Genomic DNA, 13,958 nt, shown 5'->3' with positions numbered 1-13,958 from the left:
CGGGCCCCGCGGGGGCTGTTCGCCCCTCGACCCGAACCAGGGCAAGCCCTGGACCATTTGGGGAAGAACTGCGCGATGCGCAGTTCTTCCCACAGTCGGTGGCAAGACCGCGAGGAGCGTTGCACGCTGGCGACGGGCGCGTGGCCCGTTGAACCGTCAGCGCGGCTGTCTTGATTGGCAGGATCGTCGTTGGTCTTGACCTGGCCTGTTCGATGAACTGCGCATCGCGCAGTTCATCGACCCCGAGTCCAGCGCTTGCGCTGGTCCGGGTCCAGGGGCGGACAGCCCCGGTGGGGTCTGGGGCAAAGCCCCAGCGCAGCGCCTCCCAATGCTCAGCCAAAAAACCGCGGGGAGCGCGCCGGCTTTCGCCGACCGCTCCCCGCGTGCATTTCACCGCTTCACGCCGACTTAACGACGCTTCCTGCGGATCACGAGGGCGCCGAGGGCCGCGAGCGCGACGAGCGCCGCGTTGCCGCTCTCGCTGCCGCGACCGGCCGCGCAAATCAGGCCGTGGCCCGTGAGGAGGATGCCGTCGTCCGACGGCTCCTCGCTGGGCACGTCGTCGGCCTTGTTGTTCGGATCCTTCTCGCCCTCGTCGACGACGCCGTCCTTGTCCGTGTCCTCGTCGCCGTCGCTTGCGCCGCCGCCATCGGTGTCCGCCTTCAGCGGATCCGTGGTCGTCGCGCCCATGTCGCCATCGGGCGTGCAATGGCCGGCATTGGCATTCGTCCCCGCCGCCCCGCAATCCTTGCCGAGCTCGGTGCCGTCCTTGAGGCCATCGTCATCGCTGTCCGGGTCGAGGGCATTGACGAGCCCGTCGCCGTCGGTATCCACGCCGGGGCTCGGCTCCTCGCCGTCGGGCACGCCGTCGTCGTCGCTGTCGCCGTCCTTCGGGTCGGTCCCGATCACCGTCTCTTCGTCGTCGGTCAGCCCGTCGTCGTCGTCGTCGGGATCGCCGTCGTCGTCGCCGCCGTGACCCTTCGTCGGATCGGTCTCGCCGGGGTCGACCACGCCGTCCTTGTCCGTATCCTCGTCACCGTCGGCGAGCCCGCCGCCGTCGGTATCGGGATTCAGGGGCGCGGTCGTCGTCGCGCCGCTGTCGCCGTCGGCCACGCAGTTGCCGGCTGCCGGGTCGGTCCCGTCGCCCGAGCAACCTTTGCCCATTTCCGTGCCGTCTTTCAGCCCGTCGCCGTCGCTGTCCGGATCGAGCACGTTCTTGATGCCGTCGCCGTCGGTATCGTCCGCCGGGTTCGGCTCCTCGCCGTCGGGCACGCCGTCGTCGTCGCTGTCGGCGTCGTTTGGATCGCTGCCGAGGCTCCCCTCCACGTCGTCGCTCAGCCCGTCGCCGTCGGCGTCCGGGTTCATCGAATCGTCGTCGCCGTGGCCCGCCGTCGGGTCCGTCTCGCCCATATCGATCGCGCCGTCGAGGTCCTTGTCCTCCGAGCCGTCGCTCACGCCGCCGTCGTCCGTATCGGCGTCGATCGGCGACGTCGTCGTCGCGCCCATGTCGCCGTCGGGCACGCAATTGCCCGCGGCTGGGTCCGTCGCCGGGTTCGAGCAATCCTTGCCGAGCTCCGTGCCGTCGGCGAGCCCGTCGTTGTCGCTGTCCGGATCGAGCGGATTGATGAGCCCGTCGCCGTCCGAATCGATCGTCGGGTTCGGCTCCTCGCCGTCGGGCACGCCGTCGTCGTCGCTGTCGGCGTCGTTCGGGTTGGTCCCGATTCCCGTCTCGAAATCGTCGCTCAGCCCGTCGCCGTCGGCATCCGTGTTCGTCGAATCGTCCGCGCCGTTGCCGTCCGTCGGATTCGTCTCGTTCGCGTCGACGACGCCGTCGCGGTCCTTGTCTTCCGCGCCGTCGGACACGCCGCCCGCGTCCGTGTCGGGGTCGAGCGGGTTTGTCTTCGTCGTGCCCATGTCGCCGTCGGGGATGCAATGGCCTGCCGCGGGATCGATCGCGGGCGCATTGCAACCATTTCCGACCTCGGTCCCGTCGAAGAGGCCGTCGTCGTCGCTGTCCGGATCGAGCGCGTTGATGAGCCCGTCGCCGTCCGTGTCCACGTTGGCGCTCGGCTCCTCTCCGTCGGGGATGCCGTCGTCATCGGTGTCGGCGTCGTTTGGATCGGTGCCGAGCGTGCCCTCTGCGAAATCGGGGATGCCGTCGCCGTCGGTGTCGGGGCAGCCGTTGTCGATTGCGCCGTCGCAATCGTTGTCGAGGCCGTCGCAGACCTCGGTCCCCGGCTCGTTCTGGAACGCGTTACAGACCGCCTGCCCCTCCGCGTTGCACACGAGCACGCCCGTCACGAGGCACTCGCCCACGCCCGCGGAGCAAGCTTCGCCGGCGCCCATGCAGTCCTGCGGAATGCAGCCCTCGGCGCCGCAGCTCACCGGATCGCTGAGCAGATCGGGCAGGCTCGCCGGGCCGGTGTAGTCCTGCGAGAGGAACGTGCCGTTCGCGGCCGTGCCGCAGGCGACACGCAGCGGCTGATCGAGGCTGATACCTGCGGCGATGAGCGCGTTCCGCTCGACGGCCCAGTCGATGAAGAAGTCCGGCGTCGGCGTGGCGAGCGGGAAATTCGAGCCCGCCGGGGCCTCGCGCGCGTACCCGAAGTCCGGCGAGGCCGAGTCGAGCGGGTCGGAGTACGCTTTGAGCAACGTTTCCGGCGCATCGCCGGGATCGTTCGGCGTCTGCTGCGTCGTATTGGCCCACAGCCGCACCTCGTCCGGGTTCGAGGTGCCGTTGACGAGCGTGCTGTACTCGTAATTGGTCAGATCGCCATCCGTATCGATCACGCAACCCCAGCCGAACGGCGCGAAGCTCGTCGCGTTCTGCAGGACGGTCTCGTCGATCCGCATCCGGAAGTAATAATGGGTCGCGTCGCTGTACACGTAGGCGAGCGGGAATTGCTCATTGCCGACGATGTCACGCGGCCCCGCGGTATCGCCTTCGGGATCGCTGAGTGGCGTCGTCATACCCGTCGCCGGATCCGTGCGCGTCAGCGCGACCCACGATGCGTCGTCGGCCGGGAATGTCTGCGCGCGCGCCGTGACGGGCACGGCGAGCCCCAGAAAGCCCACGACGAGAGCGACGCCGCTCACGATCGTTTTGTGCCCCAATATACTTCGTCGTTTCATGTTCTCCCTCGGACCGGGGTTCATGGCTATCGTCAGGGACACATATCACACAAAACGTGCTGGACGAGATCATGAATGTGTTGGCATCTTGCGCTGCACTACCCGCTTACCAGCCTCGAAATGAGGACAAGACCCCGCAATTGAGGGCGAGAGTCCTCACCCACGACGCCACGACGCGCGCATCAGCGTAAAGTTATCGTGGGACTTTTTCTCCGTCCCGGGCATGATGCGACCCCCCCGCGGAGGTGATGGTGCTACACAAACGCTTCGGAACCGACAAGACTGGCCTGGAAACACGCTTTGACGCCCAACGGATCGCTTTCGCGCCGATCGTGTTCCAGGCCACGCGCCTTCTGCGATCGACAGGTCTGCTCGAGGCCGTCGAGGACCGCGGCGTCGAGGGGATGACGGCCGCCGAGGCGGCCGCGAAGACGGGGCTTTCCATCTACGCCGCGACGGTCCTGCTCGAATGCGGGCTTTCTGCGGATCTCGTGGCCTACGACAACGGTCGATTCGTCATCACCACGCTCGGCGCCTTCATCCGCCGCGACGAGATGACGGCCGTGAACATGGAGTTCGTTCACGAGGTCTGTTACCTCGGCATGCACAAGCTGGAAGACGCGCTCCGGCTCGGCGAGCCCGCGGGGCTCAAGGTCTTCGGCGAATGGAAGACGGTCTACGAGGCGCTCGCGCACTTGCCCGAGGACGCGAAGAGCGCGTGGCTGCGCTTCGACCATTTCTATTCGGACGCCGCGTTCCCCGCGGCGAGCCGGATCGTGCTCGAACGCGAGCCGCGGAACCTGCTCGACATCGGCTGCAATACCGGCAAATGGGCCTCGCTTTGCCTCTCCCGATCGCCCGAGCTCCGCGTCTCCCTGGTCGATCTCCCCGGCCAGCTCGAAATGGCGATGCAGAACCTGCGCGAAAAAGGCGTCGACGGCCGCGCCGTGCCCTGCCCCGTCAACGTGCTCGATCCACACGCCGAGCTGCCCTCGGGTTTCGATGCGGTCTGGATGAGCCAGTTCCTCGTGTGTTTCTCCGAGGATGAGGTGAGGACGATCCTGCGCCGCGCCGGCCGCGCGCTGCGCCCCGGGGGGCGGCTCTGGATCCTCGATACGTTCTGGGATCGGCAGCGCTTCGACGCGGCGGCCTATTGCCTGATCAACACGTCGCCGTATTTCACGACGATCGCGAACGGCAACAGCCGCATGTACCGCGCCGAGGACATCCTCGCGCTCGCCCGCGAGGAAGGGCTCGTGCTCCAGACGACGCACGAGCGGCTGGGGATCTACCACTCGCTTCTGGAGCTCGCGCCCGGCTGATCGCGAGAAGCAGGGCGGCGCCTGGACGCGAGCGCGTCCCACCCCACGTTCACCTGTGGGGAAAGGGGGGACGTCTCATGTCCATCGGACGAAAGGCCATCGCAGAGGCCGTCGGTACGTGCTGGCTCGTGCTCGGCGGCGTCGGCAGCGCCGTCATCGCGGGAGACAGGATCGGAAACCACGGCGTCGCGTTCGCGTTCGGCCTCACGGTGCTCACCATGGCCTACACGTTCGGCCACATCTCGGGCGCGCACCTCAATCCGGCCGTGACCGTCGGCCTCGCGGCGGCCGGGCGCTTTCCACGCGCGGAGGTGCTGCCATACGTCATGGCCCAGCTCGTCGGCGGCATCATCGGCGCAGGCCTCTTGCTGATCATCGCGCGAGGCATGCCCGGCGGTTACGACCCCGCCGTGGGCGGCCTCGGCGCGAACGGCTATGGCGCGCACTCGCCGGGCGGCTACTCCGCGGCGTCCGCGTTTTTCGTCGAGGTCGTGATGACCTTCTTCTTCGTCGTGGTGATCCTCGGGGCCACGTCGAAACGCGCGATGAACACGTTCGGCGGGCTCGCGATCGGCTTCTGCCTGACGCTGGTTCACCTCGTCGCCATCCCGATCACCAACACCTCGGTCAACCCGGCGCGCTCCACGGGACCAGCACTCTTCGTGGGTGGCTGGGCGCTCGTGCAGCTCTGGATGTTCTGGGTCGCGCCGCTGCTCGGCGCCGCGCTCGCGGGTCTCACGGCGCGCGCGCTCGAGCCGGATCAGGTGCTGCGCAAGGCACGCCCCGGTCCGCCAGGGCCGGCGGAGGAGGTGCCCACGCGGGCGTAGAGGGTGTGAGGGAGGTGGTTTGATTACGCGCGCCGCTTGCGGCGCAGGACGAGCGCGCCGAGCGCCACGATCGCGAGGGCCACGCCGCCCGGCGCGCCTTCCGTTTGCCCCGTGGCGCAGGCGCAACCGCCGCCCGCCAGGCGAACCGCTTCCTCCGGGGACACGCAGAGCCCCGGTGCGGTGTTCGTCGAGGTGCACTCCTCGCCCGTCGGGCAGCCATTGCCACCTTCGCCGCGGCAGCCCTCCGTGCACGACCCTTCCACGCAGATCTGACCGCTGTTCGGGCCGCCGCAATCCTCGTCCGTCTCGCAGAGCCCCGGGCGGTCGTCGGCTGGATCGAGCGGGTTCGTCTCGCCCGCGTCCACCACGCCGTCCTTGTCCTTGTCCTCGAGGCCGTCGCGCACGCCGCCGTCGTCCGTGTCGGCGTCGAGCGGATCGGTCTTCGTCCCGCCCTTGTCGCCGTCGGGGATGCAGTTGCCGGCCATCGGGTTCGTCCCCGGCCCCGAGCAATCGAAGCCGAGCTCGGTCCCGTCGAAGAGCCCGTCGTCGTCGCTGTCCGGATCGAGCCCATTGATGAGCCCGTCGCCGTCCGTGTCGACCCCGACGTCCAGCTCCGCGCCGTCCGACGCGCCGTCGTCGTCGCTGTCGGCGTCGAACGGATCCGTGCCGATCTGCGCCTCCTCGGCGTCCGTCAGCCCGTCGCCATCGCTGTCGAGCTTCGTCGCGTCGTCGCTCCCGTCGTTCGGATCGATCTCACCCGGATCGATCACGCCATTGCCGTTCGTGTCCTCGTCGCCGTCGGACACGCCGCCGTCGTCCGTGTCCGGATCGAGCGGCGAGGTCGTCGTCGCGCCCATGTCGGCGTCCGCGACGCACGTGCCCGCGGCCGGATCCGTGGCCGGCGAGCTGCAATCCTTGCCCATCTCGGTGCCGTCGAAGAGCCCGTCGTCGTCGCTATCCGGATCGAGCGCGTTGATCGTGCCGTCGCCGTCCGTGTCGTCGGTCGGGTTCGGCTCCTGCCCGTCGATCACGCCGTCGTCGTCGGTGTCGGGATCGTTCGGATCGGTGCCGATCGTCTCCTCGACCTGGTCGCTCAGCCCGTCGCCGTCCGTATCCGTCACGGCCACGTCGTCGGCGCCGTTCCCGGCCGTCGGGTTCGTCTCGCCCGGGTCGATCTTGCCGTCGAGGTTCCAGTCCTCCGACCCGTCGCTCACCGTCCCGTCGTCGGTATCCCAATCGAGCGGATCGGTCGTCGTGAGCCCGCCGTCCGCGTCGCCCACGCAATGGCCCGCCGTGATGTCCGTCGCCGGATCCGTGCAATCGAGGCCGAGCTCGGTGCCGTCGAAGAGCCCGTCGTTGTCGCTGTCCGGATCGAGCGCGTTGATGAGCCCGTCGCCGTCCGTGTCCACGCCGAAGCTCGGTTCGTCGCCGTCGCGCACGCCGTCGTCGTCCGTGTCGGCGTCGTTCGGATCGGTCCCGATCACCTCCTCGTCGTCGTCGAAGATCCCGTCGCCGTCCGTATCCGGCGGATCGTCGGCGCCGTGGCCCGTGGTCGGGTCCGTCTCGCCTGGGTCGATGACGCCGTCCTTGTCCTTGTCCTCGGCCCCGTCGCTCGCGCCGCCGTCGTCCGTGTCCCAGTCGAGCGGATCGGTCTTCGTCGCGCCGTTATCGCCGTCGGGGATGCACTGGCCCGCGGACGGGTCCGTGTCCGGATTCGTGCAGCCCTTGCCCATCTCGAGCCCGTCCGGCAGCCCGTCGTTGTCGCTGTCGGGGTCGAGCGCGTTGATGAACCCGTCGCCGTCCGTGTCCTCGCCGAGGTTCGGCTCCTCCGCGTCGGAGACGCCGTCGTCGTCCGAGTCCCAATCGAACGGATCGGTGCCGAGCATCAGCTCCAGCTTGTCGAGCAGCCCGTCGCCGTCGCTGTCGAGCGGATCGTCTTCGCCGTTGCCCTTCGTCGGGTTCGTCTCGCCCGGATCGAGCGCGCCGTCCTTGTCCTTGTCCTCGGCGCCGTCGGACACGCCGCCGTCGTCCGAGTCCGGATCGACCATCGACGTGTGCGTCGCGCCCATGTCGGCGTCTGCCCGGCAGGCGTTCGCCGCGGGGTTCGTCGATGGATGCGAGCAATCGTTACCGACCTCGGTCCCATCGAAGAGCCCGTCGCCGTCGCTGTCCGAATCGCGGACGTTGATCTTGCCGTCGCCGTCGGTGTCGTCGGACGGGTTCGACTCTTCGCCGTCGAGCACGCCGTCGTCGTCGCTGTCGGCGTCGTTCGGGTTCGAACCGAGGAAGGCCTCGAGCTGGTTCGTCAGCCCGTCGCCGTCGTTGTCCAGGTTCGAGAGCTGCTGATCGTCGGGCGCGTTGCCCTCGGTCGGATCCGTCTCGTTGATGTCGACCCGGCCGTTCAGGTTGCGATCCTCGGCCCCGTCCCTCACGCCGCCGCCGTCGGTGTCCCGATCGACCGGCGAGGTCTGGAGGTTGCCGCCGTCCATGTCGGGCCGGCAGTTCTGCGCGGCCGGGTCCGTCGCGGGGTGCGTGCAGTTCTTGCCGGTCTCCGTGCCGTCGAAGAGCGCGTCGTCGTCGCTGTCCGGATCGAGCGTGTTCACGAGCCCGTCGCCGTCGGTGTCGTCGGCGGGGTTCGCCTCGTCGCCGTCGAGCAGCCCGTCGTCGTCGCTGTCGGCGTCGTTCGGATCCGTGCCGATCGTCTCCTCCAGCCCGTCGCTCAGCCCGTCGCCGTCCGCGTCCTTCGTCTGGGCGTCGTCCGCGCCGCTCCCTGCCGTGGGATTGGTCTCGCCTGCGTCGACCACGCCGTCGAGATCCGCGTCCTCCGACCCATCGATGACGCCGCCGCCGTCCGAATCCGGATCGAGCGGGTTCGTCGTCGTGAGGCCCGCGTCCCCGTCGGGCCTGCAATGGCCGGCGGCCGCGTCCGTGCCCGGCCCGCTGCAATCCTTGCCGGTCTCCGTGCCGTCGTAGAGCCCGTCGTCGTCGCTGTCGGGGTCGAGCCCGTTGACGAGCCCGTCGCCGTCCGTATCGAGCGCGACGTCCGTCTCCTCGCCGTCGGCCACGCCGTCGTCGTCGCTGTCGGCGTCCGCGGGGTCGGTCCCGATCTGCTCCTCGATCGCGTCGATCAGCCCGTCGCCGTCGGTGTCCGGGCAGCCGTTGTCGAGCGCGCCGTCACAATCCTCGTCGACCGCATTGCCGCAAACCTCGGTGCCCGGCGTCCCCGCGACGGCGTTGCAGGCCGTCCCGCCCTGCGGGGTACACACGACCGAGCCCAGGACCGCGCACGCGCCGACGCCCTCGACGCATGCCGCGCCGAGCCCGAGATCCTCGTCCTCGAGGCCATCACAATCGTCGTCCGTGAAGTTGCACGTCTCGGGGAGCTCGCCCGGAAGAACCGCCGGCACGCACGCCACGTTGCCCGACGAACAGGCCGTGATCCCCACGCTACAGGCGCCATCGAGGCCGGTCACGCAGGCCTGCCCACCCCCCGGATCGCCGTCGTCGACGAAGCCATTGCAATCGTCGTCGAGCGTGTTGCACGTCTCGGTTTGCGGCGTGCCCGGCGTCGCGCTGCAGGTCGCGCCGCCTTGCCCGTCGCAGATGATCACGCCTGAAGCCGCGCAGACGCCGAGCCCCACGGTGCAGCTCGCGCCGAGGGCAAACCCTTCGTCCGTCTGGCCGTCGCAATCGTCGTCGAGCGTGTTACACGTCTCGGCGTTCGATCCGGGCGCCACGTTCGGCGTGCACTGGACCACGCCGGTGAGGCAGTTCTCCGTGCCCGCGCTGCACACGCCGGCGAGGCCCGTCACGCAAGCGCTGCCGCCCTCCGGGTTTCCATCGTCGACCACGCCGTCGCAGTTGTCGTCGACCGCGTTGCACGTCTCCTGCGAGGGTTCGCCTGGGAACGCGTCGCACACGGCCTGGCCCGCCTCGTTGCAGGAGAGCGAGCCCGACACCGCGCACGCGCCGATCCCGGCGGAGCAGAGCTGCCCGTATCCGGCGCAGGTCTGCGGAATGCAGCCCGATCCGCCGCAGAGATACGGATCACTCAGGACGAGCGCGAGGCTCGGGGTGCTCGTGAAATCGGTCGACAGCGTCGAGGTGCTGACGCCGGTGCCGCACGCGAAACGGAGCGGCGTCCCGTCGCCGACCCCCGCGGCCTGGAGGAGGAATTTTTCGACCGCCCAGTCGACGAAGAAGTCGGCGTCCGGCGCGCCGATCGGGAACACCGAGCCCGCCGCGACCTGCCGCGCATACCCGAAGCCCGGCTGCCCGGTCTGCAGCGGGCCGAGGTAGGCCTTCACCATCACCTCGGGCGTGTCGGCCGGGGAGCCCGACACCTGCTGGGTCGAGTTCACCCAGAAGCGCACGGCGTCCGGCGCCGAGATGCCGTCGACGAGCGCGCTGAACTCGAAATCCGAGGCGTCGGCGTCCGCGTCGATCACGCACCCGAAGCTCGAGCCGTTGTCGAAGTTCGTCGCCCCGGCGAGGGCCGTCGCGTTGACGCGCAGGCGGAAGTAGAAGTGCGTCCCGTCCGCGTGCACGTACGCCACGGGGTTCGCCGTGTTGCCCACGATGTCGCGCGCGCCCGTCGCGTCGCCGGAGACGTCACCGATCGGCAGGTGCGTGCCCGAGCCGGCGTCGAAGCGCGTGAGCGGCGCCCACGTCGCGACGGCGGGGAAGGTTTGCGCGGTCGCGGCCGCGGAGAGCGTGGTCGCAGCGAGCCCGAACAGCAGCGCGATGCTGCGCCCTCGGCGTCTGCGAGAGTCGAACAATCCCATGAGGTCCTCGTATGGTTCTCCGACATAACCGCGGTGACAAACACGACGCAAGGGCGATGCCGCGCACCCTTCCCGCTTTTCTCCGTCGCGCCACGCAGAGGCTCGGCTCCGCTTCCCACCTTCACGACGTGCGGCGTGCTTGACCGCATCTCCGTGCGCAGGTAAGCGAGCTTCATCGTCTTCATGCTACCGCGTCGCCTTCCCCGCCTCCACGCGGCACTCGCCGCCTCCGTGCTCTCCGCGCTCGTCTCGCTCGCCCCGGCCGAGGCCTCGGCCGACAGCAAGATCGCGGTCGTCGACGTCCAGCAGGCCGTCATGCAGACCGAGGACGGCATCCGCGCGCAGGGCACGTTGAAGAAGCTCTTCGACAAGCGCCAGAAGGAGCTCGACGCGAAACAAGAGGAGCTCCAGCGCGCGCGCGAGGACATCGAGCGCCAGGCCCGCGTGCTCTCGCGCGAGGCCCTCGCGCGCCGCATGGAGGACTGGCAGCGCCGCATGGTCGAGCTCCAGACGAGCTTCGTCGACTACAACAAGGAGCTCCAGAAGAAGCAGGGCGACCTGACGGGCCCGATCCTTCGCAAGATGATGGGCATCATCACCCGCCTCGCGAAGAAGAGCGGCTACGAGCTCATCCTCGACCGCTCCGCGACGCCCTACGCGCGGCCGGATCTCGACCTCACCGAGCAGGTCGTGCAGATGTACAACTCCGGCGGCGACGGCGGCGGCGACGCCCCGGCCGAGGGCGGCGGCGACAAGCCGTCGGGAGGCGGCGACGAAAAGAAGTAGCGGCGGCGCCGTGCTCCCCGCGCCCGTGCCCCTCCGCGAGCTCGCGGCGAAGCACGGCGGCATGCTCGATCCGGGTCTCGAGGACGCCGTCGTGTCCCGCGTCGCGCCGGTGGGCGATGCCGAGACCTCCGAAGCCGGGGCGACGCTCGCGCCGCTGCTCTCGCGCCGCTACCTCGAAGCCGCGCGCGCGAGCGCGGCCTTTTTGCTCGTCGACGGTCCGCTCGCCTCGCTCGTTCCCGCGGGCAAACGCTGGATCCACCCGCGCGCCGCGTACGCGCTCGCCTGCGTGCTCGAACAGGTGCCCCAGCCCGAGCCCGTGGATGCGCGCGCGCTCGCGCAGATCGATCCCTTCGCGATCGTCGATCCAACCGCGATCATCGGCGCCTTCGCCGTCGTGTATGCCGGCGCCGAGATCGGCCCGCACTGCCGCATCGAGCCGCACGTCGTCGTGTACGGCGGCGTCTCGCTCGGCGCGCGCGTCACGGTCGGCGCCTCGTCGGTCCTCGGACGCCCCGGGTTTGGCTGGGCCACATCTCCTGCGGGCAGCGTCGTGCGGATGCCGCAGCTCGGCGGCGTCGTCATCGAGGACGACGTCGAGATCGGCCCGCTCTGCACCGTCGATGCCGGCACGCTCGCGCCGACCGTGATCGGCCGCGGCGCCAAGCTCGACGCGCACGTGCACGTCGGCCACAACGCCTCGATCGGCGCGGGCGCGCTCGTCGCGGCGCAATCGGGTTTCGCGGGCTCGTCGCGCATCGGCGCGGGCGTGCTCGTGGGCGGACAGGTCGGCGTCGCGGATCATTGCGAGGTCGGCGCGGGGGCGCGGCTCGCGGCGAAGGCGGGCGTCATCGGCGACGTGCCCGCGGGCGCGGTCTTCGGCGGGTATCCCGCGGTCGAAAAGGCGCGGTGGCTGCGCGCGACGGCGCGTCATCTGGGGTTCGGGGCGAAGGGCGCCGAAGGCGACCCGAAGCCCCGAGCGTCGACCGAAGATCCGGCGCGCAAACGAAAGGGACGGTCAGGGTGACCGAAGGGGCGAACGTAAAACTCCCGATCGAGGTGCGCGAGATCCTCACGATCTTGCCGCACCGGTATCCGATGGTGATGGTCGATCGCGTGACGGAGCTCGTCCCGGGCGAGCGCATCGCGGGGCACAAGTGCGTCGCGTACAACGAGCCCTGGTTCCAGGGCCATTTCCCCGCGCACCCGATCATGCCCGGCGTCCTGATCGTCGAATCGATGGTGCAGCTCGGCGGCCTGCTCGCGCACGCGTCCGACCCTGCGCGGACCGAGCAGCCCAAGGTCGTGCTTTTCCTGGGCATCGACAAGGCGCGCTTCCGCCGGCCCGTCGTACCGGGCGACCGGCTCGATCTCTCGGCCACGGCGCTCCAGCGGCGGGGCCCGGTGTGGAAGCTCCGGGGCGAGGCGCGCGTCGACGGCAACCTCTGCGCCGAGGCGGAGATGCTCGCGCAGGTCGCGGACGCCTCGCGGTGACGGCGCTTTCGCGGCCCTCGCGCGTCGAGCGTGGGGACTGGCAAACGCCCCTCGATCTCGCGCGGCACGTCACCCGCCTCGCCGCGCGTCTCGGCGCGCGCCCGGCCTCGATCCTCGAGCCCACGTGCGGACGTGGGGCCTTCCTCACGGCCGCCGCCGAGGTTTTTCCGGACACCCTCGCCCGCGGATTCGACATCGACCCCGAGCACGTGGAGACGGCGCGCTGCGCGCTCGCGGGCCGCCCGGTCGAGATTGCGCTCGGCGATTGCTTCGAGGTCGCGTGGGAGGACGTGCTCGCGGCGATGCCGGATCCGGTCCTCGTGCTCGGCAATCCGCCCTGGGTCACGAGCGCGGACCTCGGCGCGCTCGGCTCGCGGAACTTGCCGAAGAAATCGAACTTCAAGCGATTCAGGGGCCTCGACGCCCAGACGGGCAAGAGCAATTTCGACGTCTCGGAGTGGATCCTCCTGCGCCTGCTCACGGCGCTCCGGGGCCGTGATTTCCGCATGGTCGTGCTCTGCAAGAGCAGCGTGGCGCGGCGGGTGATGGAGCACGTGACCCGCGAGAGCATCTCGCTCTCGGGTGCGACTTATCGGATCGACGCGCGCGGCGCCTTCGACGTGGCGACGGCGGCCGTGGTGATGACGCTCGCGGCGGATCCGCCCGGCGCTTCGCCTGCGCGCGGCTGGGCGGTCTTCGATTCGCTCGACGCCGAAACGCCCCGGCGGACGATGGGCGTGCACGGCGGCCGGCTCTACAGCGACATCGATCGATTCGAGCGGACGAAGGACCTCGAAGGCCAATGCACGCCGGCGTGGCGCTCGGGGCTCAAGCACGACTGTGCGCCGGTGATGGAGCTCGAGGCGCGGGACGGCGCGCTCGTGAATGGCCTTGGCGAGCGGGTCGACATCGAGGATTCGGTGGTCTTCCCGCTGCTCAAGGGCTCGGACGTGGCGAATGGCCGGCGCCCGGGCAGGCGCTTCGTGCTCGTGACACAACGCTCCCTCGGCGAGGAGACGCGGACCTTGCAGGCCGATGCGCCGCGGGCGTGGGCCTACCTCGTCCGGCACGAGGGCAAGCTCGACGTCCGGAAGAGCTCCATATACCGGGACAAACCTCCCTTCTCCGTCTTCGGCATCGGCCCGTACACGTTCGCGCCCTACAAAGTGGCGATTTGCGGGCTGTACAAGAAGTTTTCTTTCTCGCTGGTGGAGCCGTACGAGGGGCGCCCGGTGGTGCTCGACGACACGTGTTATTTCCTCCCGTTCGAGGTCCGTGAGGAGGCCGAGGCGGCGCTCCGGGCCTTGCAGAGCGAGGAAGCGCGGGCCTTTTTCGAGGCGCGCGTCTTCTGGGAGGACAAACGGCCGATCGGAAAAGTCCTCTTGCAGTCGATATCGCTGAAGGCGCTCGAGCGCCCCCTCTGACGACCCGCGCCAACGAGCCAGCGGCGACCCTCGCGCAGTTCTTCCACCCTCGGTCCAGGCCGTGCCCTGAGATACCGGGACCCCCACGCAAGAAAAATCGTCAGTCCGTAACCGACGCAGCGGCGAGCTGCGGCGTGAAGGGTCGACGGTTTTTCGCGACGCTGTAGACCGCACCGAGCAGCTTGCGCATGG

Annotated in this window: 8 protein-coding genes; 6 read left to right on the top strand and 2 right to left on the bottom strand. The window is 69.7% G+C overall.

The genetic code is table 11. The features are described from left to right. Positions 1 to 408: 408 nt before the first annotated feature. Positions 409 to 3,096, bottom strand: a complete 2,688-nt coding sequence (locus KEG38_RS53890) for a hypothetical protein (RefSeq protein WP_272428937.1) — start codon at positions 3,094 to 3,096, stop codon at positions 409 to 411. A 284-nt stretch (positions 3,097 to 3,380) separates the two neighbouring features. Here KEG38_RS53890 and KEG38_RS53885 point away from each other — a divergent pair, with 284 nt between their 5' ends. Together KEG38_RS53885 and aqpZ are read left to right on the top strand one after the other, a co-directional pair. Then, entirely contained in the window at positions 3,381 to 4,454 is a 1,074-nt protein-coding gene (locus KEG38_RS53885; RefSeq protein WP_276074957.1) for a class I SAM-dependent methyltransferase, read from the top strand. 77 nt (positions 4,455 to 4,531) lie between these two features. Beyond that, positions 4,532 to 5,281: an aquaporin Z gene (aqpZ, locus tag KEG38_RS53880; RefSeq protein WP_272428933.1), complete on the top strand. Its 750-nt coding sequence runs from the start codon at positions 4,532 to 4,534 to the stop codon at positions 5,279 to 5,281. Between the two features lie 23 nt (positions 5,282 to 5,304). On the opposite strand, the gene KEG38_RS53875 is transcribed toward aqpZ, so the two are convergent. Beyond that, on the bottom strand, positions 5,305 to 10,065 hold the full coding sequence (locus KEG38_RS53875) for a MopE-related protein (protein WP_272428931.1): 4,761 nt from the start codon (positions 10,063 to 10,065) through the stop codon (positions 5,305 to 5,307). Positions 10,066 to 10,248: 183 nt separating this feature from the next. On the opposite strand from KEG38_RS53875, the gene KEG38_RS53870 reads away from it, so the two are divergent. Genes KEG38_RS53870 through KEG38_RS53855 form a run of 4 tightly spaced genes read left to right on the top strand, consistent with a single transcriptional unit; the run spans position 10,249 to position 13,766 of the window. Next, positions 10,249 to 10,851 carry an OmpH/Skp family outer membrane protein gene (locus tag KEG38_RS53870; RefSeq protein ID WP_272428930.1) on the top strand — a complete coding sequence of 201 codons (603 nt, stop codon included), beginning with the start codon at positions 10,249 to 10,251 and terminating at the stop codon, positions 10,849 to 10,851. Positions 10,852 to 10,861: 10 nt separating this feature from the next. Further along, a complete protein-coding gene (locus tag KEG38_RS53865; RefSeq protein WP_272428928.1) occupies positions 10,862 to 11,875 on the top strand; it encodes a UDP-3-O-(3-hydroxymyristoyl)glucosamine N-acyltransferase in 1,014 nt (337 codons plus the stop codon). Next, entirely contained in the window at positions 11,872 to 12,342 is a 471-nt protein-coding gene (gene fabZ, locus KEG38_RS55340) for a 3-hydroxyacyl-ACP dehydratase FabZ (RefSeq protein ID WP_308215676.1), read from the top strand. Before KEG38_RS53865 ends, fabZ begins: the two co-directional genes overlap by 4 nt. Continuing rightward, complete coding sequence (locus KEG38_RS53855) at positions 12,339 to 13,766, top strand: DNA methyltransferase family protein (RefSeq protein WP_272428927.1); 1,428 nt, start codon at positions 12,339 to 12,341, stop codon at positions 13,764 to 13,766. Before fabZ ends, KEG38_RS53855 begins: the two co-directional genes overlap by 4 nt. The last annotated feature ends 192 nt before the right edge of the window (positions 13,767 to 13,958 follow it).

The organism is Polyangium jinanense (assembly GCF_028435265.1).
Classification (GTDB): Bacteria; Myxococcota_A; Polyangia; order Polyangiales; family Polyangiaceae; genus Polyangium; species Polyangium jinanense.
This window is presented reverse-complemented; position numbering and strand designations above follow the sequence as displayed.